Genomic DNA, 25,165 nt, shown 5'->3' on the forward strand with positions numbered 1-25,165 from the left:
TCAGCCTCCCCACACCGGGGACGCCTCGTCGGCCTCCCACACCTCGTAGTCCTCGGTGTCGTAGTAGGCTTCCTCGTCCTCGAACGCCTCGCCCTCGTCCAGCGCTTCGGGCAGGGGGCGGCGCAGCATCGGCGGGGCGGCCTGGAGCATCTGGAGGAGCCGCGCGGCGCGCTGGTCGGGGTCGCCCGGGTCCACCACGAACTGCCCGGCGCTGTTCATCAGGTAGGCGGGGGGGCTGTCCACCGCCTCGCCGGAGAAGGAGCCCGTCTCGGCCTCGGCCTCGCGGCCCAGGGCGCCCAGCAAGCCCGCGAAGGCGCTCGCCGGAACCGGGGTGCCGCCCGCCCCCACCGGGATGGCGCGGTTCTGCCCGCCCGCCAACGACTGGATCGCCCGCAGCGTCTCCGGGCGCCCCAGCAGGCCCATGAGCTGGCCCGCCGCCCCGCCCCGGCCCCCGCCCAGCAGGCCGCTCAGGGCGTTCATCGCCCCGCCCGCCGCGGCGCCGCGCCCGGTGAGCGTTCCGGCCGCACCCATCACGCCGCTGATCGCCTGGCCCACCCCGCGCGCCCCCCGGGGACCGTGCTGCGCCAGCCCCGAGCCGACGCCGCCCGCGATGGCCCCGCCCAGCGCCCCCCAGGGTCCCAGCGCGGAGCCGGTCAGCGCTCCTTGTGCCGCGCCGGAGAGGACGCTTCCCGCCACGGGGGCGGCCTGCTGGGCAAAGCGGCCGATGTCCCGGCCCACGCTGCTCAGCGCCCGCCCCAACCCGCCGAAGAATTCCTCGTACTCGGCGGGCGTGACGCCCTCGCCGAAGGCCGATTCGAAGGCCGACTCCAGCTCCGCGTCCGAGAGGTGCGCGTACTGGGGACTCAGCATCTCCCGCAGGTGCGGGTAGAGCGTGCCCGGCCCGTTGCCGACTTGCGCGTAGGTCATGACCCCTCCCCAAGAAGTCCCGTGTGCCGTGGTGGGCGGCATGCCCTCACACCCGCCCAGTCCAACCCTGCCAGCGGCGGCGCCAGCGCCAGCTCCAGCCGGGGTCGGCCCCGGAACGCTCCAGGCACGCGGCGATCATCCCGCTGATCTCGTCCAGGCGCCGCACCGCCCGGCTCTCGCGGCTGGGCAGGTGGGTGATCTGCCCCCGCCACGGCGCGCGGCCGCGGGACCGGGCGCCCGGGTCCCCCCGCTCCAGCCAGACTTTGATGACGAACGACTGCGCGCTGTCGAACATGTGCACCTCGCGGCGGCGAAGAGACGGACGCGGCCCGCCCCTATCGTCGGGCCAGGCCGTCTCGCGGGCGTCTCGGCCCGGTCTCGCGCCCGCCTCGCCGGGGGTTATGGCTCCCCGCGCACCCGGCGCCCCTCGGCCAGCAGCGCCCGCAGCTCGCGCACGGCGGCCCGCAACTCCTGGAGCAGCTCCAGGGCGGGTTCCGGTGGGGCGGCGGCCGGTGCGGGCACTTCCCACGCCGTCTCCAGGGGGCGGTCGTCGCGGATGCACTCGTACAGGGCCAGGGTGGCGCGCGAGGGCCGCACCCCCAGCTCTTCCCGCAGGGCGCGCTCGCACTGGGCGAACTGGCGCAGGGCCGCCGTGCGGTGCCCCGACCGGAAGTGCAGCCGCATGGCCTGCCGGTGGGTGTCCTCGCTGGCCCGGTCGAAGGCCAGGAGGCGCCCCGCATAGGCCAGGCCCACCTCCCAGTCCCGGCAGGCTTCAGCGTGGTCGGTCAGCTTCTCCAGCGCCGCCAGGTGCAGGCTGTGCAGCCGCTCGCGCTCGGCCAGGCACCAGTCGGCCATCCAGCCCTCCAGCAGGTCGGCCCGGTAGAGGGCGGCGGCCTCCCGCAGCGCCCGCGCCTCGGCGGGGGTCAGCTCCGCCCCGGCCCGGCCCCGCAGCGTGCGGACGGTCCCCTCGAAGGTCAGGGCGTCGCAGCTCAGGTCAGGGTGGAGCCGCAGCTCGACGCGGTCCCCCCCCAGGTGCAGCAGCTCGGCGTGCAGGCCCGGCGGCAGGGCCGAGTGCAGGTGCCACAGCGCCTGGCGCAGCCCCTTGAGGGACTGGGCGGTCGAGCCTGTGCCCGCCTCGCCCCCCCACAGCGCGCTGGCGAGCACCTCGCGCGAGTGCGGCTGGCCCGGGTGCAGCAGCAGGAAACTCAGCAGCTCGCGCGCCCGCTGGCTTTCCAGCGCGAGCGCCCGGCCCGAGTCGTCCCGCGCCCGGAAGACGCCGAAGAGCAGGACTTCCAGCACACCCGTCCTCCTTTCTCTCCGGTCCGTCACCCCACGAAGTGCGCCCGGGCTCGTGGTTCCCGGCAGGTCACGCACCGGCGCCTCACCGTGAAGCTGGAGGCAGCCCCCGGCGTCGCCGGGGTGACGGCCCCATCACGCCCGCTCCATATGGGCTTGCACCATGCGGGTGCCGCTCATATTCGCCGGGCCGTCGCCCGCGCGGGAGAGGCGAGTTCGCCCCGCACGTCAGGGGGAGGGGGCGACGGCCAGCGCTGCCACCCGGGAGGTCAGGGCCTCCACACCGGGGAGAAGGGCGTCGTCCCCCCGGGCCACTATCAGGGAGCAGTAGCCCGCACGACCATGAGCCTCTCCCGCAGGTGGGGCGCCCTGCAGGGTCCGGGACGGGGACCTCCGGGGAAAAACTCTGGCCCCAGGGGTCGGTCACTCCCGGGATTCTCCTCCATCCCCCGCCTGTTGACGGTCAGCAAGGACTTGCCCGAGCTCTTCTGCCAGGGCCTGACTGCCCTTCAGGGTGCCGCTGAGTTCCTCGATATAGGTCTGCAACCCGAGCTGCACGCCCCTGGCGTACAACGTCTGCACCTCCGGGGGCCTCTCCCCGGCCTCTGCCAGGCGAATGGCCTCGTGGTACTGCGCGATGATGCCGCCCAGCACCAGCTCCTCAGGGGGCCACGGAAAACGTTCGGGGAGCAGCCGTTCAATGAACAGGGGTGGAAAGATGAATTCAGTGATGGTGCATCGGTTGGCCACCCTGCCCAGGACGTCGTAGGCCGTCTCACCCAGCACGAACACCGGATTGCTGGAAACCATGAACACGGCGGGGTGGAGGGCCAGCCACCACCACAGGTGGCACCGCATGGCGTCCCGCTTTGCCGTGGGCGACAGCCACACCGCCAGGTTGACGTAATAGTCGCTGATGTTGTCCAGCGTCGTCCCCAGCGGAAATCCCCGCAGGTTGACGTTGAAGTAGTGGTGCCACGTCGAGTCCGCCACGATCCTGCCCACGCCCGCCACACTGCCGTCGTAAGCGGCCGTCACCCCGTAGACGGCGCCGGTGCGCTTGTCGGTTCCCCAGGCGACGATTTCGGGAACGGGCTGCTTGGCGGGGCCGCTGGGCCAGGTTTGCGGGGGAAAACTGGACGGAATGAGCAGTTGGCCCTCGTGCATATGGTCCGGGAAAACCCGGATAGGTCCGCTGCGCCCGCAGAACAGCGGGTGTGGGCGCGAGCGGATCACCCAGCGGGGGAAATACCCGCGCAGGGGATACTGTTTCAGGATCAGCCGCTGCGGAATGGCATCGTCTTGCAGGGTGAGGTTATCGAGGCTGTTCACGCCGTCGGGTTCCTGGGTGTTGTGGCTGTTGCCCGCGAGGGCGCCCGGCGGGCCCTCCCACTTGCGCAGTTCGCCTGCTCGGGGCACCCGGTGTCCGATCGCCCGCCCCAGGTTCAGCAGGTCGTCGAGCGACGCCGCCGCCCCCGTGGGCCTGGGGTCCGCGTGGTCCCCCGTCATCAGGACTCCCCCCTGGCCCATCCAGGTGGAGAGCGCCGCGACCTCGGCGTTCGTCAGCTCGTTCTCGGGCTCACCGGGCAGGTTGCATTGCCCCACCCCGAAAAACCAGATCTGGTCGTAACGGCCCAGAAGAGCCGTGGTGAGCTTGTTCGCGGCGTGCCCCCCGTCGTGGCGATTGATCAGATCGATCTGGAAATTGACGTAGAAAGGGTTGCGCCCGATGATCAGGTCGCGCAGGTGATTGACCCCGAAATCCTGGGCACTCTCAAACACCACCCTGCCCCGGCGGTCGTCGGTGTAAAAGAGGATGCGGACGGTGGGACGGCGGCAGAAGATCGGGTAGAGGGGATGTCCCTCGGGGACCTCGGGCACGGCCACGTCGATGAGGGCATCGTGACGTACCACCTCGAAACGCAGTTGACCGTACTGCTCCCCGGAGAAGCGGTTGGCTTGAGAAGAGTTCCCGCTCACGGCCTTCCTCCCTGAATGACGCGGGGCGACCTGTTCCTTGACGTGTCGAGCTTCCCTCAGACCGACTTGCTCTGATTCCAGAACATCCGGTGATTTCCCGGATGTTCGGGTGGCCCCAGGCTCAGGGGCGGCCCCTCGCCTTTCTTGCTGGGCACGGCGGAGGATGACTCGCTCATGGTCCATCGCCGCCAGTCGGTCTTCTTTGCTTCCCCCTCTGCTGCGCAGCTCTACGAGTCCGGTCGCCCTTCGTCTGCGACTCGCCGCAATTCCGTCTCACCCCCCGATGTGGCCCGCCCCGGTCGTGGGGTTGGCGAGCGCCCACCCGGACAGCGCGAGCAGCAGCAGGGTCAGACGGTACTTCCAGTTACAATAGGTGAGCATCCTGGCCTCCTGGCAACGTGCCGGGGAACACCGCCCTAGAAAGCTCGACGGTAGGGGCAGTGTAGAGAGCGGCCGCTTAGGTGACGGGAGCGCGGGGGCGCGGGACGCTTAGGGCAGCTCGCACCAAGGGTGCCGCGGCTGGGCACCCTTTCGGGGCGAGGGGCGCAGGAAGGCGGTGCGGGGTGGAGGGGACACTTGGGCCGCGCGGCAATGCAGCGGAGCGCCGCCCCGGGACGCCGGGGGACCCGGGGAACGCCGTGCTGGCCTGCCTGGCCGCCGGGCAGTTCGGGGAGGGCCTGCGCCATTACACGGACCTCACGGCGCCGTCCCCGGAGGACGACCTGTGGGGCGGGCAGTGCCTGGTGCTGCTCGGGCGCCGCCTGGAGGGCCTGCGGCTGCTCCTCCAGGCCCGGGCGCGCGGCCTGGAGGACGCCGGGGCGCTGGTGGCGGTCGCCTACCGCTTCGAGGGCGAGGTGGAGCGGGCCGGGGAGGTGCTTTCCGGCCTGGACGGGACGCGGCTCTCCGCCTTCGGCGGGGCGGTCGCCGGGCGCGAGCGCGGCCTGCTGCTGTTTCACGCCGGGCGGCTGCGCGAGGCCCTCTCATTCCTCCAGCGGGCCTGGGAGACCGCCGCGGGCGACCCGGTCACCGGGCACTTCCTGGGCAGCTTCAGCGCCGCCCTCAGCCTGGTGCTGGCCGAGCTGGGCCGGGACGCGAGCGCGGCGGAGTACGCCAGCCTGGCCCTGGGGCGCGTCAGCCCACCGCAGCGTGTGCCCCTGCTGTGGGCCAGAGCCCTGAGCCGCGTCCACACCGGGGACTTCGGGGGCGCGGCGCGGGACCTCGACGAGGCCGCCCTGGGGGCCACCCCCGACGCCGCGCCCCTGCTGGACTATTACCGCGGCGTGCTGGCCGACGCCCGCGGCCTGTGGCCCGAGGCCGGTGAACACTACCGGGCCAGCGCCGGGGCCGCCCGCCAGGCCCGGCAGCCCGAAACCGAGTTTTACGCCCTGCTGCGCCTGTGCGCGCTGAGCACCGGGCAGGGGGACCTCGACGCGGCCCGGCGGCATCTGGCCCGCGCGCGGCACCTGGCCTCCGGCGAGCGGATGGCGGCCTTCCTGGCCCTGCGCCGGGGCGCCCTGCTCGTGCGCGCCCACGACCCGCAGGCCCTGCCGGTGCTGGAGGCGGCCCGCCAGGGCTTCGGGACGCTGGAACTCACGCGCGAGCTGGGCCTGGCCCACCTGCACCTGGCGGAGGCGCACCTCAGGGTGGGGCAGGCCGACACCGCCCTGGCCCACCTCGAACAGGTCGCCGACGTGCGGCACGCGCTGGAGGGCGGGGCGGTGCTGGCCGCCGAGCTGCGGGGCCTGCCCGCCACGCTCGACCTCCTGCGGGACTCGGCGCGTGGCCCGTTCCCCCCCTACCTGGACGTGCTGCGCCGGGACCTGGAGGCGCTGGAGGCCGGGCTGCCTCCCCGCCTGACCCTGACCACCCTGGGGGGCTGCGGGCTGACGCTGGCGGGCGAGCGGGTGCGCCTGAATGTGGGGATGGCCCGCACGGTGGAGCTGCTGGCCTTCCTGCTGGAGCGGGGCGAGGCCACCCTGGAGGAGGTGCAGACGCACGTGTTCGAGTACCACCCGCCCCGCCAGGCGCGCGACTACCTGCACGTCACCCGCAACGCGCTGGGTAAGGCGCTGCCGCAGCTTGGGGTCCCCTTCGACCGGGCACGCCGGGCGTACCGCCTGCGGCCCCAGGGGGTGCGGCTGTGCTGGGACGTGCAGGAGGTGCGCCGGGCCGTCCACCTGGGCGGCGAGGTGGGGCTGCGCCGGGCGCTGGGCCTGTACACCGGCCGCTTCCTCCCCGGGTCCGAGACCGCCTGGGCGGCGACCGTGCGCGAGGACCTGGAATGGTCGCTGGCGCGGGTGGGCCTGGAAACGCTGGAGACGCTCCAGCGCCAGGGCAACGCCGCCGCCTGCGTGGGCCTCGCCCAGCGCCTGCTCCAGGTGCAGCCGCTCGACGTGGGCATCACCAGCCTGCTGGTGCGGGCGCTGCACACCGTGCGCGGCAGCCTGGCCGCCCGGCAGGAACTGGAGCGGGCGTCGCAGGTCTTCCAACGCGAACTGGGCGAGGTGCCCGAACCCCTCCTCGCCCTGCGCCGGGACCCCTGGCTCTCCACCCACTGATACCGGCTTGCGGCGATGGAAGAACATTCCGTGGCTTGTCCGTATGTTCTGGAATCAGAGCAAGCTGGTATTCGTTGCTGCTGGCTCTCCTTCGGAGCTGTGCCAGTCCGCTCGGGTTCGTCTTCGACTCACCGCAATTTCGTATGAGGTCCTCGCCAGGGCCTGCCGCCGGGCGAGCTGGGGGACCACTCCCACGGCGCGGGGGCTGAGCGCCGGTCAGGGCTTCGCCGGGACGGGGCTTTCCCGGGGACGCGGGGAAGGTTCGGAATCCTCCACCCTGAGCGGAAACACACCGGTAAACAGCCGCGGCCAGGCGAGGTGGGGCCTTGCCAGCTCCAGCCGGTAGCCGAGCCCGGAAAACTGGCGCTCCCACAGCACGCGCATCTGCGGCAGCATCAGGTCGGCCACCCAGCCGTTTGCCCGCGGAAGCTGCTCCCCCAGGTCGAAGGGGCTGGGCTCGTGCAGCCGGGCCCGCACCTGCGCCCGCACCTCGGCCTGGTACAGCGCGTCGTCCACCAGGCGCGAGAAGAGCGCCTCCACCCGGGCACGCTCGTCCCGCACCGGCAGGGCACCCATGGCGATGGCGCTGCCCAGGGAGTTCCCCGCCGTGTTCCACCCGGCATAGCCCGCCAGCCGAGCGAGGGGCAGGCCCTGCAGCAGCCGCCACAGCCGCCGCTCGGCCCCGTTCGGGTAGGCGATGTCCGCCAGGCTCACGCGCTCGCCCCGTTCCAGGGCGTCCCGCACGAAGTCCACGAAGGCGGGAAGGTGCCGGGCCGTGGTGTCCACCGCCCCGTAGTCGGGCTGCACATTCGCCTGCCGCTCGCCGGGCGTGTTCACTGCGAGGATGAAGTCCGCGTCCGCGCGCCCGTCGGCGGGGACGCAGCCCGCGGCCCGCAGGTGCGCCTGCACGAGTTCCCCGGCGGGTCGGTCCTCGTACAGCAGGCCCGCGGCGCCGCCGAGCGTGCCGGAGTAGCGCACATACACCCTCGGCGTCCCCCCGCGCAGCAGCCGGGCCAGCAGCGTCACGGGCACCTCGTCCGCGCCCGGGTAGATGTCCACCCGGGGCCAGACGCCCAGCTCGTCCGTCCGCGCCTCCAGCAGGCGGCGGTCGTGGGCGGCCAGGCCGTACGGGGTGGTGTCGTCCAGCGTGAGGCAGAGGTGCTCGATCACGCCGTTCTGGACGTGATTCAACGCCTCCAGGTGCAGGGTGCGGTTGCGCTCGCGGGTCGCCAGCCAGTCCTCCAGGATCGATGCCGGAACCGCCGCCCTCGCCGCCTCCAGGGCCGGGCGTTCGGCCTCCCCGTGCCGCGCGTGGCGGTCGAAGGCCGTGCTGTAGGCGCGCAGCTCGCGGCCCCACTCGCCGTAGTACGGCTTCTCCTCCAGGGGATCATTGTCGTGCGCCACCCGGACGATCACGCCGAAGGCCAGGATGCGGAGCCGGGGATTGAGGTGGCGGGCCTCCTCCAGCACGCCCAGCCGCTCCAGCACGGCGTCAAGAGGGTCCGAAACCCGGCGGGCCGGGATCATGCCGCCTAAAGTCAGGGTTTCCAGGCAGACGATCAGGGCGTCCGTGCGCGGGGCCTCGTCCAGCAGCCAGGAGCGCAACAGCGCCGTGTCGCCGGGCTCGTTGAGACGCGGCAGGGCCTGTGGCGGCGGAACACGTACCTCGGCGCCCGCCATCCGCGCCAGTTGCACGGGATGGTCCAGCGTCTGGGGGCGCACGTCGGGGGGAATCAGCAGGATGTTCATGATGCGGGGAAAAGGTTGGGGGTGGAGAGGAAGGCCATCGCGTCGTCGCGCATCCCAGGCGAGGTGTAGTGTCCGGTGTCCGGGTAGATCTGCGCCGTGAAGCGGTCCGCCTGCCCGGCCTGCTCGTAGGCCCGGCGGTAGGCGGCGACCGTGGCCTCGTGGAGGGGCGGGGGAAACACCGCGTCGGCCTCGCCGTGCAGCAGCAGCAGGCGGGTGGGGGGAGCCTGCTCGGCGTGGAGGACCGGACGGTGCGCCTCCACAAAGCGGCGGGCCAGCGGCACGGTGACCTCGGGTTCGTCCCACACGCCCTCGCTGGAGATCACGACCACCTGCCCCACCCGCTTCTCGCGCAGGGCCAGATAGTGAGCGACGAAGCCTCCCATTGAGATACCGACCGCGGCGGTGGGGAGTTCGCCGAAGACCTCGTGCGAGGCGTCGATCAGGCCGTGCGCCTCCAGCGCCGTCCTCACCGCACACAAACGCAGGAAGTTGCGGTAGCCCAGCGTCTCCGGGGTCAGGCTCGCCTCGCGGCGCTCGCCGTGTCCTACGGCGTCAGGCAGGACGACCAACCAGCCTGCCTCCACCATCCGGGTGAAGATGCCGAGGTTGCCCTCCTTGCTCGCGGTGACCCCGTGGTACACGAGGACCAGGCCGCGCGGGGGGTCCAGGGGACGTTCGATCAGGCAGGGGATTCCGGCCAGGACCCGGCGCTCTATCGCGTAGGGCGTAGTGCCGATGAGAGGGGTGGCATACGGCGGTCCGCTCACAGGTTGGCGCCCTGAGCCCGCAGAGCCGCGCGCAACTCCACGCCGTCCACCCCGCGCACGTCGCCGCAGTTCCGCGAGGCCCACGCCGCCGCCAGCCCCGCCGCCTCGCCCATCGAGTGGCAGTTCTGCTGGACGCGGATCGCGGATTGCGCCTCGAAGGTCGCGCTCGCGCAGCGGCCCGGCACGAGGACGTTTCGCAGCCCCCGGGGAATCAGCGCCCGGTAGGGAATCTCGTGGTAGGCGTCCGGGCGGAAGTAGGGCGACTGGCCCTCCCGCTCGTGGTACAGCTTCTTGCCGCGCGGCGAGTGGATGTCCACCGGGTAGTGGTTGCGGCAGATCGCGTCCTCGAAGGTGCGGCAATCCAGAATGTCCTCCAGCGTCAGCACGTAGTCCCCGACGATCCGCCGCGTCTCCCGAATGCCCACCATCGGGGCGTAACTTCCCAGGAAGGAGGCCTCGCAGCCCGGCAGGTAACGGCGGCAGAAGTGGACCAGGCGTTCGACCGCCGCCTTGCCGTCCACCTGCGCGGCGCTGAGCTGCCAGGGGTCGGCCCCGTCGTTCAGCTCGGGGGCCAGCCGCGGGCAGTTGAAGCTGATCTCGCCGGGCCGCCCGGGCACGCTGAAGCCCTGGAAGTAGTCGCCGTCGCGCTCCAGCAGCACACCGTCCTCCACGGCCTGCCGGAAAAGGGGTTCCAGGGTCGAGTTCTTGCCCCAGACCATCCAGAAGTGCAGGAAGCGCGGGCTCTCCTGGGGCTGCCCCTGCCCGATCAGAAAGGCGCACAGCCGCTCGGGGTCCACCCCCGCCAGGGTGAAGCGCAGGCTCATCGCCTGGTGCAGCCCGTCCTCGCCGCCCGCCTGGAAGGGGGCACCCGCCGCCACCGCCACGTCTGCATCCCCGGTCGAGTCGATGATGACCTTGGCCGGAAGTTCGACTAAGCCGCCTTTGTTGTGGACGACCAGCCCGCGCACGTTCCCCCCGTCGAGGACCGGCTGGACGACATGCGTGTGGTAGAGCAACTCCGCGCCCGATTCCACCGCCATCTGCTCCAGCACGTACTTCATGCCCTCGGGGTTGAACCAGTTGTCGTTGCCGCCGCGGTCCACCGCCCCGTCCCCACGGGCGATCAGCCGGGCCTTGAGTTCCTCGGTGAGGCCCTGGTTGAGGCTCACCCCCGCGCTCACGTTCCGCATCAGCGGCGTGACCTGCGCGTTCGTGCCCGTGCCGCCCAGCGAGCCGAACGCCTCGACGATCAGCGTCCTCGCCCCCGCCCGCGCGCTGGCGATCCCCGCGATGGCGCCGCTCGTGCCGCCCCCGGCGACGATCACGTCCCAGCGCCGCTCGGACGCCCTGTACTCCAGCCCCATCAGCCCTTCACCGCGCCCTCGATGCCGCGCATGAAGTACCGCTGGGCGAACAGGAAGATCAGCAGGATGGGGATGATGGTGAGCACCGTGCCCGCCGCGACCGCCCGCGTATTCGTGCTGAACAGGCCGTTGAGTTCCAGCAGCCCGGCGGCCAGCGGGTACATCTCGCGGTCGTTCAGGATGATCCGGGCCCACAGGAACGAGTTCCAGGTCGCCACGAAGTCCAGGATGGCGAAGGCCGTGATGGAGGGCAGCGCGAGCGGGATCATCACCCGCCGCCAGATCGTGAGTTCCGAGGCCCCGTCGATGCGCGCCGCCTCGATCAGTTCCTGCGGAATGCCCAGGTACGCCTGCCGCAGCAGGAAGAGCCCGACCACGCTCGCCAGGCCCGGCAGCACGATGGCCGCGTACTCGCCGGGCACGCTCCTGAGCAGCCCCAGCTTGACGGTCGTGATGTAGTTGACGATCAAGCCCGCCTCGTTGGGCAGCACCAGGACCGCCAGGATCGCGTAGAAGATCAGGTCCCGCCCCGGAAAACGCATTCGCGCCAGCGGGTAGGCCGCCAGCGTCGCCAGCACCACGCTGCCCACCACCCCGAAAAAGCAGATGACGACGCTGTTCAGCACCCAGCGCAGCATGGGGGCATTGCTGAACACTGCCTCGTAATTGCGCCAGGTGACGCTGTCGGGGAGCAGTTTCGGCGTGTAAATCGCGCCGGTCGTCTCCAGCGAGGTCAGCACCGTCCAGTAGAAGGGGTACACGGTGATGACGGCGATCAGGCTCAGCAGGCCGTACGTGAGGACTTTGCCGAGCAGCCCGCGGGTGCGCCGCCGCGCCCGCAGTTGCTCCGCCGTCGTTGGGGTCGGCGCCAGGGTGGTCATGTCAGGACACCTCGAGGAAGGGGGAGGGCATTACAGACCCTTCCCGCCGCGCGTCAGGCGGAAGTTGATCAGGCCGAACACCAGGCTGATCGCGGCGATGACCAGGCCAGCAGCAGCCGCCTGGCCGTATTTGAAGTCCTGAAACGCCTTGGTGTAGACGTAGTACATCGCGGTGTAGGTGGACCCCGCCGGGCCGCCCTGGGTCATCACGAAAATCTCCTCGAAGACCTTGATCGCGCTGATGGTGGACAGCACGCTGCACACCAGGATGACGGGCCGCAGTCCCGGAAGCGTCACGTGCCAGAACACCTGCCAGCGGCTGGCCCCGTCGATCACGGCGGCCTCCTCCAGCTCGCGGGGGATGCCCTGGAGCCCCGCCAGGTACAGCACCATGTAGTAGCCGATGCCCTTCCAGAGGGTCACGAACATCACGGCCAGCAGCGCCGTCGCGGGGTTGTTCAGCAGCGAGTGCGGCTGGCCCATCAGGCCCAGGTGGGTCAGGACCCAGTTCACCGGCCCGTCCTGCTGGTACATCCAGGTCCACATCAGGCCGACGATGGCGAAGCTGGTGACGACTGGCACGTAGTAAGCCGTTCGGAAGAGCCCGATGCCCGGAATCTGCCGGTTGACCAGCATCGCCACGCCGATGGACAGGAACTGGATCACCGGCACGACGAGCAGGTACTTCAGGCTGTTGTACACCCCGCTCCAGAACTGGTCATCCCCCGCGAGTTCGCGGAAGTTCTCCAGCCCCACCCACCTCGGCGGCGAGATCACGTTGTACTCCGTGAAGGCCAGGTAGGTGCCGAAGATGACCGGCCAGAAGTGGTAGAGGACCAGCAGCACCAGGAACGGGAGCAGGAAGGCGTACGCGATCAGCGTGGTGCGGGCGCCCACCCGCCAGCTCGTGCCGCTGCGCTGGGTGATGGGGGGCAGGACTTCCTCACTCCTCCGCAGGCTCACCTGGCACCTCCCAGCAGCGTCAGGCCCAGGAGCGTCGGGTTCGCGCCCTTGCCCTCACTCACGAGCGTCACCCGCTTAATAACCTTGTCGGGCGTGGGGTTGCGCCACTCCAGCACGCTCAGGGCCACGTCCAGCCCGTCCCTCGTCTTGCCGAACCACACCGGGTCCTGCACCAGGCTGGTGACCAGCGGCTCGGTCCAGGCGCGGATGTGGCGGCCATACTCCAGCGGCTGCACCTGCCGGGTGCCGTCCGCGAACTCGATCTCGTAGCGCCCGACCTGCTCGCGGTCGCTGGGGTTGGGCCAGCCCGTCGTGTGCAGAAAGGCGATGCCGTCCGCCCTCGCGCCGATGTCCAGGGAAACCCGTTCCGGGAGATCACTCACGGCGGCCCGGCTGCCCTTCGTCATCACGGCGCCGGAGATCAGGAACTTGTACGCGCCCAGCTTCACCTCGCCCGTGGGGAGGTTGGAGAGGTCGGTGTCCGGCCCCTTCCCGATCCACCCCGTCTCGTCGCGGTCGGTCAGGGCGCGGTTGACCACCGCCTTCAGGTCCACGAGCTGCCCGCGCCGAGCGGTATAGCTCGCCCCCCGATAGAGGTCGCGGTAACGGGCGGCGGCGTTCTGGACCGGCGGCGCACCCGGATTCCAGGCGCTCGCCCCACCGCGCACGTAGGCGACGCCCTGATCCGCCTGCCCGTCCCAGATGCTGGGGTTGCCGAAGTACCCCGTCCAGCGCGTCTGCACGTACCCGGTCGCCCCGTAACGTGCCGCACTCTGGGCAAAGGTCTCGGGGTTCAGGTTGTCCCGCCACCCGGCCCCGTAAGCCTTGAAGCCCGCCTTTTTGATCTCCGCCAGCAGCGGGTAGTCCGCCGCCGGGTTGTACGCCCAGTACATCACCTCGATGTCCTTGGGCAGCATCTGTGGAATCTCGTCCTTGAAGGCGTCCGCAAAGGCCACATCGTGCCAGATCATCGTCCCGGCGCCCAGGCTCTTGAGGTGGCGGTACAGCCTCAGCGTGTCGTCCACGAAGAGCTTCTCGAAACCCACCGCCTTGCCGTTCTCCCGCGCGGGGAAGCGGTCGAGGTTGCGGACCTCGTCGTGCCCGATATGGACACGTTTCGCGCCGAAGGTCTTGACCGCCTCGGTCAGGATGGGGAGCACCACGTCGTAGGTGCGCGGGTTGAGCGTGTCGTACGCGAAGGGGTTCTGGCTCTGCGGGTCCTGCACGAGGTCCTTGTTCGCCCCGCCGTAGAACAGCCACCCGGTATGGCCCAGCGTCTCGATCAGCGGCACCGGCTCCAGCCCGTAGCTGCGGGCCAGGTTCGCCACCCGCGCCGCCTCGGCCTTGCTCGCGCCGCCCGGATGCGCGAAGCCGCCCTGCCGCGCCGCGTCCCACTGCACGTAGTTGCTCATGACCAGGACGCCGTTGTACTTCATCTCCGCCAGCATGGGGATCAGCGCGTCGTTCACGCCCTTGCTGTACTGGTCCAGGTACAGCATCGCCATCCGCTGGGGGAGCCGGGGAAAGTCGCTGATCCCGGCGAAGCGAAGCCCGCTGGGCGTGAGGAGCTGCCGCAGCGTCTGAGCGCCGTAGTACGCCCCTTTGGGGTCGGCCCCCACGACCGTCGCCCCGCTCGCATCCACCCACAGCGCGTACCCCTCGGGCTTGTCGGTGAGGAGGCCCTTACTCTGGGCGACCTGTGCCAGCCGGGAATCTGCGCGCGTGCCGATCACGATGCGCCCCGGCCCACCGCTCGCCAGCGGCAGGTCGGCGTTCAGGCGGGTCTTCCACTCGCTTTGCAGGTCGCGGACCGCCCACCTCAGCTCGGGGGCGTCGCCGCGCACCTCCACGGAAAGACCCGCGAGGGGCAGCGTGCCCGCCGGGTACTGCGCCCGCTGCGGGACGGGGAGAATCTGGGCCGGGGGGAGCGCCTGCACGGCATCGGGAACGGCCTGAAGGGGCAGCGCCAGGGTCCCCGACACGCACGCGAGCGCGGCGGTCAGGGTGAGGGTCAGGGGCGCACGCAAGGGGAAACCTCCTTGGGAAACTTGCAAAAGGGGCATTGATGAGGCCAGCGGGGGAGAGGTCCGCCCGCTGGCCTCTCCTGGTCTTACAGGCTGGCGTTCCAGACCTTCACGGCGTCGTCGAGGGCGGCCTGCACGCTCTTGGTGCCCGCCACCGCGGCCTCGATGTTGTCCTTGAAGGCCTTGAACAGCTTGGAGGCGTCCGGCACCACAACGGTGAGGTCCTGGGCGCGGCGAAGCTGCTTGGACGCCTGGAGGCGGCCCTGGTCCACCGCGTTGGCCCCGCCCTTCTGAAAGTAGGCGTCGCGCGAGGCCTTCTGGGTGGAGGGGAAGGTCGTCTTCGTGACCTTGGAGAAGGCGAGCTGGTTGGCGTCGTTCGTGATGAACGCGGCGAGCTTCATGGAGAGGTCCTTGTTCTGCACGCCCTTGGGCACGCTCATCGCCATCAGCGGCGTATGGATCACGTTGCCGCCCAGGTCCAGCGGGTACGGCCCCACCCGCGTGAGGTTGTACACGTCCTTGTTGTCGTTCTCGACCCGCAGGATGAACTGCGGCCCGGTGATGAGCATCCCCAGCTTGCCCGCGCCGTACAGCTCGGTCGCCGCCGTGAAGCCCCGGCGCATGGTGTCCTCGGGGATATAGCCCTTCTTGTACAGGTCCACGTACTGCTGCACCAGCCGCACGTGCTGCGGCGAGTTGAACACGGCTTTCTTACCGTCTTTCGACAGGATGGGCAGCCCCGCCTCCTGGAACATGAACAGGAAGCCCAGGTTGTTGATGTTGGGCACGAAGCCGTACATGCCCGTCTTGTCCTTGATCTGCCGCGCGGCGGCGATCAGGGTCTGCATGGTGCGCGGCGGGTTGTTGGGGTCCAGGCCCGCCTTCCTGAAGAGGTCGGTGTTGTAGGCGACCACCTTGGGGGACCAGTACCACGGCAGGCCGTACACCTTGCCGTCGATGGTGAAGGTGTTCAGCGCGCCCTTGAAGTAGGTGTTCAGAACGGGCTGGCCCACCGCGTTCATGGGTTCGAGCGCCCCCTGCTGCTGCATCTTCACGATCATGTCGGCATTCAGGTTCACGGCGGCGGGCGGGCGACCGGCGGCCACGGCGGCGAGCAGCTTCTGCTCGATGGCGTTGGCGGGCACGTCCACCCACTTCACGTCGACGTTCGGGTTCTGTTTCTCGAACGCCGTTGCCAGCCGCTCCATCTCGTCGTTGAAGAGGGGTGCCAGCGAGATGGTCCAGAACTCGAGCTGGGTCTTCTGGGCGGCGGCGGCGGAGAGGCCCAGCAGGGCGGCGGTCAGGAGAAGGTTGCGGCGCATGGCGAACTTCCTTTCGGGGAGGGGTGGTGTGGGCGGAGGGACGAGGAGTGAAACGGCAAGACAGAGTGGAGCCAGCGCGGCTCTGTCCGCGCCCCGGATGAACCCGAATTTTCTCGTCCGTCACATTCTGGGGCGTCTGCGCGGCGGGGGGGTGAGAAGGTGTGGCCCGGCATGAGAAGCGGCCTACTGCCCCAGGCTCGCGTTCCAGGTCTTCACCACGTTGTCCAGCGTGGTCCTGATGTCGGCCCCCCTGAAGAAGATCGACTCGATGCCGTCCTTGAAGGCCTTCTGCAACCGGCTGGCGTCGGGCAGGATCAGCCCCAGGTCCTGCGCGGCGCCGATAGTGCGGCTCATGGCGAGGCGCGACTCGTTCACGGCCCCCGCCCCGCCCCGGGTGAAGTAGGGATCCTGAACGGCCCGCCGGGTCGAGGGGAAGGTGTTCGTGGCCTTGGCGAACTCCAGTTGCCGGGTGTCGTCCGTCATGAAGGTGGCGAGCCGGGCGGCGGCGGCCTTGTTCCTCGACCCCTGCGGCACCGCGAGGGCCATCAGCGGCGTGTGGGCAACCTTGCCCGCGCCCAGGGGGTAGGGCACCACCCGGGTCTGGTCGTAGACGTTCTTGTTGTCGTTCTGCACCCGGATCAGGAACTGCGGCCCGGTGATGAGCATGCCCAGTTGCCCGTTCGAGTACTGCTGGGTGGCCGCCTCGTAGCCCTTGGTGATCGCGGCCTCGGGGAGGTACCCCGCCTTGTACAGGTCGAGGTATTTGCGAATCAGGGCCACGTGCTGCGGCGAGTTGAACACCGCCCGCTTGCCGTCCCCCGACAGCACCGGCAACCCCTCCTCCTGGAAGAGGTACAGGAACTCCAGGTTTTGCAGGTCGGGCAGGAAGCCGTAGGTCCCGGTGCGGTCCTTGATCTGCCGGGCGACGCGGATGAGTTCGGCCGTGTTGCGCGGCGGCTGGGTCACGCCCGCCTTCTTGAAGATCGCGGTGTTGTAGGCCACGACCTTGGGCGCCCAGTACCACGGGGCGCCGTACAGCTTGCCGCCGTACGTGAAAGCGGCCCCCGCGCGCGGCAGGTACTGGTCCAGGCTGCCCTGCGGCGCGATGCCGTCCAGCGGCGCGATGATCCCCTGCTCCTGCAGGCGGTCCAGAAATTCCGCGTTCAGGTTCACCACGTCGGGCGAGCGGCCCGCCGCCGTCGCCGCCAGCAGCCGCTGGGTCACGGTGTCGAAGGGGATGTCGGTCCAGTTGACCTTGATCCCCGGGTTGGCCTTCTCGAAGGCCGCGATCTGCCCCTGGATGAGGTCGGTGAAAAAGGGCTTGAGCGAGAGCGTCCAGAACTCCAGCGTCGTGGGCTGCGCGCTGGCCCCTCCCAGGCTGAGCAGGCCGAGGGTGAGCACTATTCGCTTCATGGCGTTCCTCCTGTGGTGTAAGCCGTGGGCCTCAGTAGCTCTTGTCCACGACGGCCGCCGCCGTCGTCCTGACCGCGTCCTGCGCGCCCGGCACCCGCGTGGCGAGGCCGGTGTACAGCGCCTCCAGCACGAGCAGTTGCCCCACCTTGCTGGCGACCGCCCCGCCCCCCAGCGGGTCTTCCGGCGACGCGGTGTGCAGCGTGCAGTCGGCGTACTCCGTCACCGGGCTGCGGGCGCGGTGGGTGATGGCGACCACGAACGCCCCGCTCTGCCGGGCCTCGCGCAGCACGTGGACGGTGTCGATGGTGCTTCCCGAGCGGGTGATGCCCACCGTGACCGACCCCCGGGGCAGCACGGCGGCCCGCATGGCGGCGAGGTGCGGGTCAACCGTGGCCGCCGCGTTGAGCCCCAGTCGCAGCAGCTTGTACGCGAAGTCCAGCGCGGTGACGCCGCTCGCCCCCTGCCCGGTGAGCAGGATGAATGGCGCGTCGGCCAGGGCGTTCAGCGCGCGTTCCAGCTCGCGCGGGTCGAGCACCTTGCCCGTCTCCTCCAGGGCCTGGGCGCAGGCGCGGGCGGCCTGGGCGATCAGGCTCTCCGGCGTGCCGCTGGGCAGGGCGTCGGGCGAACTCGGCGCGCCCGCCAGGTCGGCGGCGAGGGCGAGCTTGAACTCCTGAAAGCCCCCGAACCCGATGTCGCGGCACAGGCGCATGACGGTCGCCACGCCGGTCCCGCTCGCCTCGGCCAGCTCGGTGACCGTCTGGTAGACCACCTCGCGGGGGTGCTCCAGCGTGTACGCCGCCGCCCGCTGCTGGGCCGGGGTGAGCAGCGCCATCTGCGCGCGCAGGCGGCTGAGCGCGCCGCTGAGCCGGGCCCGTTCCCCGATCACAGGGCCTCGGTCACGGGGGACACCGTCCGTTCCGCCGCGTCCCGCAGCGCCGCCGCGAACCAGCGGGTGATGTCGTCGGGCCGGGTGATCGCCGAACCCACGACGACCGCGTGGGCGCCGAGGTCCAGGGCCCGCGCCGCCTCGGCCGGGGTCCTCAGGCGGCCCTCGGCGAAGAAGGGAATTCCGGCGGCGGTGAGGGCCCGCATCAGCTCGAAGTCGGGCTCCTCCTGCCGGGGGCTGTTCGGCGTGTACCCCGACAGGGCGGTGCTCACCACGTCGGCCCCGTCCGCCATCGCCGCCTCCGCCTCCGCCAGCGTGCTCACGTCGGCCAGGGCGAGCGCGCCCGACCCCTGGATGGCCGCGACCATCTCGGCCACGGGGTGCGGCCTGGGGCGGCGGGTCGCGTCGAAGGCGACAAGCTCGCAGCCCAACTCGGCGAGTTCCCGCGCCTCCCCCGGGGTGGGGGTGATGTACACCTCCGTATCGGTGCGCCAGGTCTTCGTCAGGCCGATCAGGGGGAGCGCGCTCACCGCCCGAACGGCGCGCACGTCCCCCGCCGAGCGGACGCGCAGCCCCGCCGCGCCCCCCACCTCGGCGGCCCGGGCCAGCGCGGCGATGATGCGGGAGTCCCGCAGCGGGCTGCCGTCGTCGGCCTGCACCGAGACGACGAGTTGCGAGCGCAGGCGGCTGAGCACGCTGCGGGGGGGGCGCGGGTGGGTCACGAAACCTCCTCTGGAACACGGGCTGGAGCAAAACTCCAGATTTGACTGTGAAGTTGGAATAAGGTTACCTTTGGAGCGAACCGCTGTCAACCGCCACGAAAGTTGGAACCTTATTCCACAGGAGGACCCATGCTCCCCGATGCCCCCCACGCCGGACCCCTGCTGATGGTGGATATTCCCGGCCCGGTCCTCGACCCCGGCACCCGTGAACACCTGCGCCGCCACCGCATCCGCGCCGTCTGCCTCTTTCGCAAGAACGTGGAGAGCGAGGAGGGGCTCGCCCGGCTGGTCGCCGACCTGCGCGAGGTGATGGGGGAGGGGGCGCTGATCGCCATCGACCAGGAGGGCGGCGCCGTGTTCCGCACCCCCTTCTGGCCCTTCGCCCCCAGCGCGATGAGCCTGGGCGCGAGTGACGACCCGGGGCTGGCCCGCGAGGTCGGCGCGGCGGTCGCCCGCCCCCTCGCCGCCGCCGGGATCAACTGGAACTTCGCGCCCGTGCTCGACCTCAACGTGAACCCCCTCAACCCGGTGATCAGCGAGCGGGCCTTCGGCGCGGATCCCGGGCGCGCGACTGACCTCGCGCTCGCCTGGCTGGAGGGCTGCCTGGCCCAGGGCGTCGCGGGCTGCGTCAAGCACTTCCCCGGCCACGGCGACACCCACCTCGACAGCCACCTCGCGCTGCCCCGGGTGGACAAGGGCCGGGCGGAGCTGGAGGCCGGGGAGTTCCTGCCCTTCCGCCGCGCCCTGGGGGAGGCCGCCGCCCCCGCCGTGATGAGCGCCCACATCGTCTACCCGGCCCTGGACCCGGGGCTGCCCGCCACCCTCTCGCGCCCCGTCCTGACCGGCCTGCTGCGGGAGGAGTGGGGGTATGGGGGCGTGGTCATCACCGACTCGATGGGGATGCAGGCCATCGACGGCCACTACGGCCGGGGCGAGGCCGCCGTGCTGGCCCTGACGGCGGGGGCCGACATGGTGATGGCGCTCGGCCGCCGCTCGGCCCAGGAGGAGACGCTGGCGGCGGTGGAGGCGGCAATCCTGGACGGCCGGGTGGCGGACGTGGCGGGGCGAATGGCGCGGCTGGACGCCCTGGCCCGCCGCTTCCCCAGCCACCCGCACGGGTACGGGCCGGAGCAGCGCACCGCCGACGCCGCCCTCCTCGGCGAGGCCTGGGCGCGGGGCATCACCCCCTACCGGGACCCCGTCCCGCCCCCGCCCGGCACGCGCGTCACCCTGGTCTCGGTCGCCGAGGTGCCGGGCGAGAACGTCGCCGAGGCGGGCGTGAGCGGCGCGGAACTCGCCCGGCGCCTCGCGGGACTGTACGAGGTCGAGACGCACTTCGTGGAGGACCCCTCCCGGGTGGACTGGCCCGGCCTGCGCGGGGCAGGCCGCACCGTCCTCCTCGCCACGACCGCCCGGCACCGCCACCCCGCCTGGCGCGCCGCGCGCCCCGACCTGCACCTCGCCCTCTGGAATCCCTACGCGGCCCTCGACGTGGACGCCCCCGCCCTGATCACCTACGGCTTCCGCCCGGGGGCTCTGGACGCCCTGACCCGCTGCCTGGCCGGGGAAATCACCCCTAGGGGCCGCCTGCCCGTACCCCTCGGCGAGGCGGCTCGTTAAACGCCCGGGAGCTGCTCAGGCCCAACCAAGTAATTAATACAAAGAGTTCAGGCTCAGCCCGCTCCCCCCCACCGTCACAAGGGCCAAAAGGAATCCCGCTCCCCACCTTCACCCCGAGCAGATGCCCAGGCGAGGGCAAAAAGGATAAGGATTTGGCGTACAACGTCTACCTCCACCTGACGCTGCGCCGGACGGGACACCGTGGGGGGCCAGACATTGAAGAGGAAGAGGAAGAGGCGGGTGGGGTGGCGGGGCAGCCCGGTCTTGCGGCAACGATCGCTTCTACATCACCCCTCACCGGAGGAGCGTCTGGTGGCCTGGCATCTGGGTTCCAAACGCCGGACGAGGGTTCGCCCAGAGTGCCCGCGGAAGAAAAAGGAAGGGCAGGGACCCAGGGAATCTGTCTAGGAGTCCTGGTCCCGACTGTGGCCCTCGACCCCGCCCGGAGCCTTTTCCACACGGTTGCGCCCGGGACATGTCTCTGCTGCATTCCGCAGGCGGCAAACGCCTGAGCAGAAGCAGGAAGGAGAGGAGACCGGGCGAAGGGTGGAGCGGGGGCAGTAAACATCAAATAGCTCGGAGTTGGATCGCTCCCTTCCTGTGTTCCTGTCCTACTTTGTATTAATTCAAGCTGGGTGGACAGACGCCCGGCGCTCTCTTAAGTTACAGCTATGAGCGAGAGGTCCGTGTTCGAGGCAGCCCTGCGTGATCTTCCGAACACGGAGGCCGAAAAGGTCAGGCGCGCGCTGCTGCGGCATGATCTGGACGCGGCCTGGCCCCTGGTGCGCCGCCACCTGCCCGACGCGCGGGAGAATCCGGTGACCCTGAAGAACACGCTGAGCGGCATCCGCAAGCTGGTCACCTTCGCCCAGGAGAGCGGGGAGTCGCTGCTCGCACCCACGCCGGGCTTTGCCGCGCGGTACCTGGCCTCCATCGCGCACCACGCCCCGGCGACCCAGCGGGTGCTGCTCTCGCGCGCCCGGGCCCTGTACCACGCCCTGCGCGAGTTGCGGGTGGTGGGGCCGGGGTTCGATCCCTTCGCCGAGGTCAGGGGACCCGAGCTGCACGCGCCCCCCGGCGAGGAGAAGGTGGTGTACGGCGAGGACGAGGTCGCCCGCCTGGTCGCCCACGCCGGGGTGGAGGACCGCGCGCTGGTGCTGCTGGGGGCGGACGCGGGGCTCACCACCGGGGAGACGGCGCGGCTGTGCTGGGAGGACCTCGACCTGGCGGGCGACCACCTGCGGGTCCACGGCCGGGAGATCGTGGCGAGTGAGCGCCTCACCGACGCGCTGCGGGCGTGGGCCGCGCGGGGCGAGGGGGTGCTGTACGCGCGGGGCTCGCTCTTTTCCCTCACCGATCACGCCATTCGCGCCCGGCTCTACAAGCTGTGCCGCAAGGCCAACGTCGAGTACCGCGCCTGGCGCGCCCTGCGCCACCGCTACGCCCTGCGGCTGTGGCAGGAGACCGGTGACCCCCAGCGCGTCGCCGATCAGCTCGGCCTGGGCACCCTGATCGCCGTGCGCCCCTACGTCCGGCTGGAGGGGCGGCTGCGTCGCCAGGCCCAGGAGGGGAGTGGGGACGGGGAGAAGCCGGGCTGAAGAGGTGGGGGAGAGCGGTTGCCCTGACGGGAACGGGGACGATTTTCCCGGTCAGTCCGGCTGAAGGGGGTCGCCAGGCGCACGCACGCTCACCCGGGGGCGGTTTAAGGAAGCTGCTACGAAACGCAAAGTAAGGATTCTGCCCTTTCAGACGTATTGTCCATATAGGCGGGGAATTTCCGAGAGCGCCGATTGCGTGAATAGCATTGGCACTGCGGGGGGAGGGGGAGAAATCTACCCAGGAATTCCCCAACTTAGGAAGGGAGAGACCACCAGAACTGCCACCACTGCTAGAAAACGGCACTTTTCTCTTGTTCGATTGTGAAATCACTTCACTTTAGGCTCGGTGACAGCTCCCCTAAACTACCGCCGACTACGCAGGGATGCGCAGTCGACGAGATGCGTTCTCCTCAAAAAAGTTGGAGCAGTTGCACGAAGAGCTCGGCACCCGGGCTGATGAAGCGGAGCAGGCGGCCCGAGCGCTGATGCCGGACCTGTAGGACGCGGCCCTCGCGCGGGTCCTGCGCTGGGTGGAACGGGGTCTTTCCCCACACAGGCGTCCCGGATCACCCAGGTGCACGACGAGTTGGCCCAGGCTCACCGGGGCAGTAACTCCCAGTAAGGCGACGTACGTTGTGCATTGGTCTGCCGACGCTGATCGCCCTGTATCCTGTTCTGCAACATGCTCGAGCCCCTTTTCGCATAGCCCTTTTGGTAGCCTCTTACTGCACCGTCAGGAGCACTGGGGGCGTCGTCACGGTCCGGGCAGGCTCCTGGTTGCCCTTGATCTCGACCGTGCCCGATATCCGGTACTGCCCTGGCCGCAGACCCACCTTTCCGTGGCGGCCTGCCAATTGCACATACAGTGTCGATCGGTACAGCTCACCGGCGGCACCCGCACGAAGATCGATTTTCGGACCCAGGACTGTCTTACACCCTTGATTGGGCGTCTTGAAGGTCCAGAGTAGGGCCCCGGTGCGGGCGTCGGACACCACGTAGTTGACACTGCACGGTCGGGTACCGCCATGAAAGGGTACGGCGCTGGCATTGCGCAGCACGAAGCTCACGGGCACGGGCTGATTCTGCGGTGTATTGAGCGGCACGATAAGCTCACCCAGAACGCCCGCGGCATGCGCGACCCCGGACCCGAGAAGGACCAGGCACAACAAAGAAGCCCTCATGGCCTGATCTTGCCAGAGGACTTCGGGAAACGCGTGAGGGGTTAGCGGGTAAAGGTCATCGAGGGGTAGTACTTCTGGATGGTCGGCACAGGGGTCATGTAGGCGGCGAGGTAGCAGTTGATGGTGCCGGCTTCTCCTGGAAGCAGGGTGGCGAACTGTGCGGGCGTCGGGGTGGAGGTGTTGCCGCCCGCCTGAATCCCAGCCAGCTTCGCCGTGTTGATGCCGTTGACCACGCCGGTGCGGTTGAACCAGGGGCCGCCGCTGTCGCCCGAGCAGGTGACCGGATTGCCGTCCAGGCTGTAGAGCTTGACGGCATGGACCAGCACGTCGCTGCCGTAGTTCACCTCAGCGTCCACGCTGACGACCTTGGCCTGCTTAAAGCCCGTGCGCATGCCAACGTTGTTCAACGTCTGGTTCAGGGCGTTCTTGACCTCCGTGCTGCTGTAGGCCGCCGTCACGTCGTAGGACGCCAGTTCGCCGGCGGCCGTGGTGTCGATGGTGCGGCTGTAGGTGGACTCGGTAGTTTTGACCATGCGGCCACGGTTGGAGGCCACGCTGTAGGCCACGAACGTGACGTCTTGATCCTTACAAGGCAGCGCCGAGCCCTGGCTGGAATTGGCCGCACAGTAGGTGGAGGAGAGCCAGGTCGCCTCACTGTTTTCGGAGCCGACCCGGTACTGCAGTGGGGCGTTGTTCGAGTCACGGCCCTGGTAGAAGTTGGTGCCTTCCGTCTGTCCCTCAACGTCCGAGCAGTGCCCAGCGGTCAGGAAGCCGGAGGTGGTGCCGTTGGTGACGTTGGCACCGATGGTGCAGCCCTCACGGCCGCGCACTTCAATGCCAGCCATAGGCGGCCGCACCGTGCTGAGCAGGGTGGCCGTCTTGCCAGCTCGGCCCACGCCCAGCTTGAGGCTGTTTTCGGGAATCCCCATCTGTCCCAGCTTGGTCTTCAGCTTCGGCAGGTCCGCGTCCGTAAAGACCGTCACGTTGATCTGGCCAGCCGCGCGATCGATGCTGAGTTCGGAGATGGCGTCCGACTGCATCATGCCGCGCGGGTGCAGGCGCCAGGATTGCAGGTCGGCAAAGGAGTGCTCGGAGTCCACGATCTTGACCTTGAGGTCGCGGATCTTGACTGGGGCTTGGTCTTCGGCGACCACTGGAGAATCGGCGTCCCCGACGTAGTCCAGCACGGCCTTGCGAATCAGGCCCACGGCGCGGCCACGCGGCGCGTCGCCAATCGGCTTCTTGTTGAACTGTTTGGCCACCAACGCCACCAGCTCATTGTTGTCGTTGACGAAGTAGCCGCCGAAGGCAGGGTACTGCTGGGCAATGGCCGCCAGGTCGTCGTCTGGGCCAGCGTTCGGAGAGCTGGGCGAAACGCTCAGCATGGCTGGCATGGGGCTGGACTGTGCCTCGAGAGAAGCGGGAGCGCTGGACTCCACGCGAGGTTCGGAGGAGCCGCAGGCCGTGAGGGCCAGCAGGGTGAGGGTGACCAGAGCGGTGGTGGGCCGAATGGACATTGTGCCTCCTGAATGTCCCCCGGGTCAGTCCGGGGGCGGAGTGCAAGTCAGGGTCTCACCCCGCCCGCTGCAGACAGATATGACGCGCAGCGTTGTGCTGAATCTTTGGGCTTTGCACATGTTCAGTCAGGTTCTCCAGTTGCGGCTTCGGTCCTTCTGACGTGACATATCACACGAGCTGTCCTCGAAGATCACTTTGGCCCGGGGGATAGCAAGTGTCAGTGAGAGCGGTCGAGAAAATCTTCACTTTGCACTTCGTAGCAGTTTCCTTAAACCACCGCCCACCCCCGCAGGCCCGGGGGCGGCTCCCGGGTGGCCCTATCCCTTCCCCCGGACCGGACCTGTCCCGCCGTCACCCCTACTTGACGGTACGTCAAGAGGAGTTTACGCTGCCTCC

At 69.9% G+C, this 25,165-nt stretch carries 19 protein-coding genes; 3 read left to right on the plus strand and 16 right to left on the minus strand.

Features of this window, described 5'->3' with window-relative positions:
• The 4 genes from DAERI_RS19555 to DAERI_RS19570 form a co-directional block, all read right to left on the minus strand.
• The gene (locus DAERI_RS19555) at positions 1–927 is read right to left on the minus strand and encodes a hypothetical protein (RefSeq protein WP_103131126.1); all 927 of its coding nucleotides are present in this window, start codon (positions 925–927) and stop codon (positions 1–3) included.
• 46 nt (positions 928–973) lie between these two features.
• Complete coding sequence (locus DAERI_RS19560) at positions 974–1,222, minus strand: hypothetical protein (RefSeq protein WP_103131127.1); 249 nt, start codon at positions 1,220–1,222, stop codon at positions 974–976.
• Between the two features lie 104 nt (positions 1,223–1,326).
• Positions 1,327–2,226, minus strand: a complete 900-nt coding sequence (locus tag DAERI_RS19565; protein WP_165794298.1) for an AfsR/SARP family transcriptional regulator — start codon at positions 2,224–2,226, stop codon at positions 1,327–1,329.
• Between the two features lie 420 nt (positions 2,227–2,646).
• The gene (locus tag DAERI_RS19570; protein WP_103131129.1) at positions 2,647–4,203 is read right to left on the minus strand and encodes a hypothetical protein; all 1,557 of its coding nucleotides are present in this window, start codon (positions 4,201–4,203) and stop codon (positions 2,647–2,649) included.
• A 563-nt stretch (positions 4,204–4,766) separates the two neighbouring features.
• On the opposite strand from DAERI_RS19570, the gene DAERI_RS23190 reads away from it, so the two are divergent.
• Positions 4,767–6,761, plus strand: a complete 1,995-nt coding sequence (locus DAERI_RS23190) for an AfsR/SARP family transcriptional regulator (protein WP_133162082.1) — start codon at positions 4,767–4,769, stop codon at positions 6,759–6,761.
• Positions 6,762–6,977: 216 nt separating this feature from the next.
• On the opposite strand, the gene DAERI_RS19580 is transcribed toward DAERI_RS23190, so the two are convergent.
• The 10 genes from DAERI_RS19580 to DAERI_RS19625 all read right to left on the minus strand — a co-directional run bounded on the left by DAERI_RS19580 (position 6,978) and on the right by DAERI_RS19625 (position 18,852).
• Entirely contained in the window at positions 6,978–8,510 is a 1,533-nt protein-coding gene (locus tag DAERI_RS19580) for a DUF4127 family protein (protein ID WP_235610472.1), read from the minus strand.
• Positions 8,507–9,277: an alpha/beta hydrolase family protein gene (locus DAERI_RS19585; protein ID WP_103131131.1), complete on the minus strand. Its 771-nt coding sequence runs from the start codon at positions 9,275–9,277 to the stop codon at positions 8,507–8,509. The genes DAERI_RS19580 and DAERI_RS19585 overlap by 4 nt, the downstream gene beginning before the upstream one ends.
• Positions 9,274–10,641, minus strand: a complete 1,368-nt coding sequence (locus DAERI_RS19590; protein WP_103131132.1) for an FAD-dependent oxidoreductase — start codon at positions 10,639–10,641, stop codon at positions 9,274–9,276. The genes DAERI_RS19585 and DAERI_RS19590 overlap by 4 nt, the downstream gene beginning before the upstream one ends.
• Positions 10,641–11,522 (minus strand): carbohydrate ABC transporter permease, encoded by an 882-nt coding sequence (locus DAERI_RS19595; RefSeq protein WP_103131133.1) that lies wholly within the window; start codon positions 11,520–11,522, stop codon positions 10,641–10,643. Before DAERI_RS19595 ends, DAERI_RS19590 begins: the two co-directional genes overlap by 1 nt.
• A gap of 30 nt (positions 11,523–11,552) precedes the next feature.
• Positions 11,553–12,479, minus strand: a complete 927-nt coding sequence (locus tag DAERI_RS19600) for a carbohydrate ABC transporter permease (RefSeq protein WP_439952263.1) — start codon at positions 12,477–12,479, stop codon at positions 11,553–11,555.
• Between the two features lie 2 nt (positions 12,480–12,481).
• A complete protein-coding gene (locus DAERI_RS19605; protein ID WP_235610473.1) occupies positions 12,482–14,512 on the minus strand; it encodes a beta-N-acetylhexosaminidase in 2,031 nt (676 codons plus the stop codon).
• 83 nt (positions 14,513–14,595) lie between these two features.
• A complete protein-coding gene (locus DAERI_RS19610; protein WP_103131136.1) occupies positions 14,596–15,831 on the minus strand; it encodes an ABC transporter substrate-binding protein in 1,236 nt (411 codons plus the stop codon).
• A gap of 183 nt (positions 15,832–16,014) precedes the next feature.
• On the minus strand, positions 16,015–17,244 hold the full coding sequence (locus DAERI_RS19615; protein ID WP_103131137.1) for an ABC transporter substrate-binding protein: 1,230 nt from the start codon (positions 17,242–17,244) through the stop codon (positions 16,015–16,017).
• Between the two features lie 31 nt (positions 17,245–17,275).
• On the minus strand, positions 17,276–18,130 hold the full coding sequence (locus DAERI_RS19620; RefSeq protein WP_235610474.1) for a MurR/RpiR family transcriptional regulator: 855 nt from the start codon (positions 18,128–18,130) through the stop codon (positions 17,276–17,278).
• On the minus strand, positions 18,127–18,852 hold the full coding sequence (locus DAERI_RS19625; RefSeq protein WP_103131138.1) for an N-acetylmannosamine-6-phosphate 2-epimerase: 726 nt from the start codon (positions 18,850–18,852) through the stop codon (positions 18,127–18,129). Before DAERI_RS19625 ends, DAERI_RS19620 begins: the two co-directional genes overlap by 4 nt.
• A 129-nt stretch (positions 18,853–18,981) precedes the next feature.
• Here DAERI_RS19625 and DAERI_RS19630 point away from each other — a divergent pair, with 129 nt between their 5' ends.
• Together DAERI_RS19630 and DAERI_RS19635 are read left to right on the plus strand one after the other, a co-directional pair.
• Complete coding sequence (locus tag DAERI_RS19630; RefSeq protein WP_235610475.1) at positions 18,982–20,472, plus strand: glycoside hydrolase family 3 protein; 1,491 nt, start codon at positions 18,982–18,984, stop codon at positions 20,470–20,472.
• A gap of 671 nt (positions 20,473–21,143) precedes the next feature.
• Entirely contained in the window at positions 21,144–22,070 is a 927-nt protein-coding gene (locus tag DAERI_RS19635; protein ID WP_103131139.1) for a tyrosine-type recombinase/integrase, read from the plus strand.
• A 722-nt stretch (positions 22,071–22,792) separates the two neighbouring features.
• Here the strand turns inward: DAERI_RS19635 and DAERI_RS22150 are convergent.
• Both DAERI_RS22150 and DAERI_RS19640 read right to left on the minus strand, forming a co-directional pair.
• On the minus strand, positions 22,793–23,251 hold the full coding sequence (locus DAERI_RS22150; RefSeq protein ID WP_133162083.1) for a hypothetical protein: 459 nt from the start codon (positions 23,249–23,251) through the stop codon (positions 22,793–22,795).
• A 41-nt stretch (positions 23,252–23,292) separates the two neighbouring features.
• Positions 23,293–24,768: a chymotrypsin family serine protease gene (locus DAERI_RS19640; protein WP_103131140.1), complete on the minus strand. Its 1,476-nt coding sequence runs from the start codon at positions 24,766–24,768 to the stop codon at positions 23,293–23,295.
• Positions 24,769–25,165 lie beyond the last annotated feature (397 nt).

The organism is Deinococcus aerius (assembly GCF_002897375.1).
GTDB classification, from domain to species: Bacteria; Deinococcota; Deinococci; order Deinococcales; family Deinococcaceae; genus Deinococcus; species Deinococcus aerius.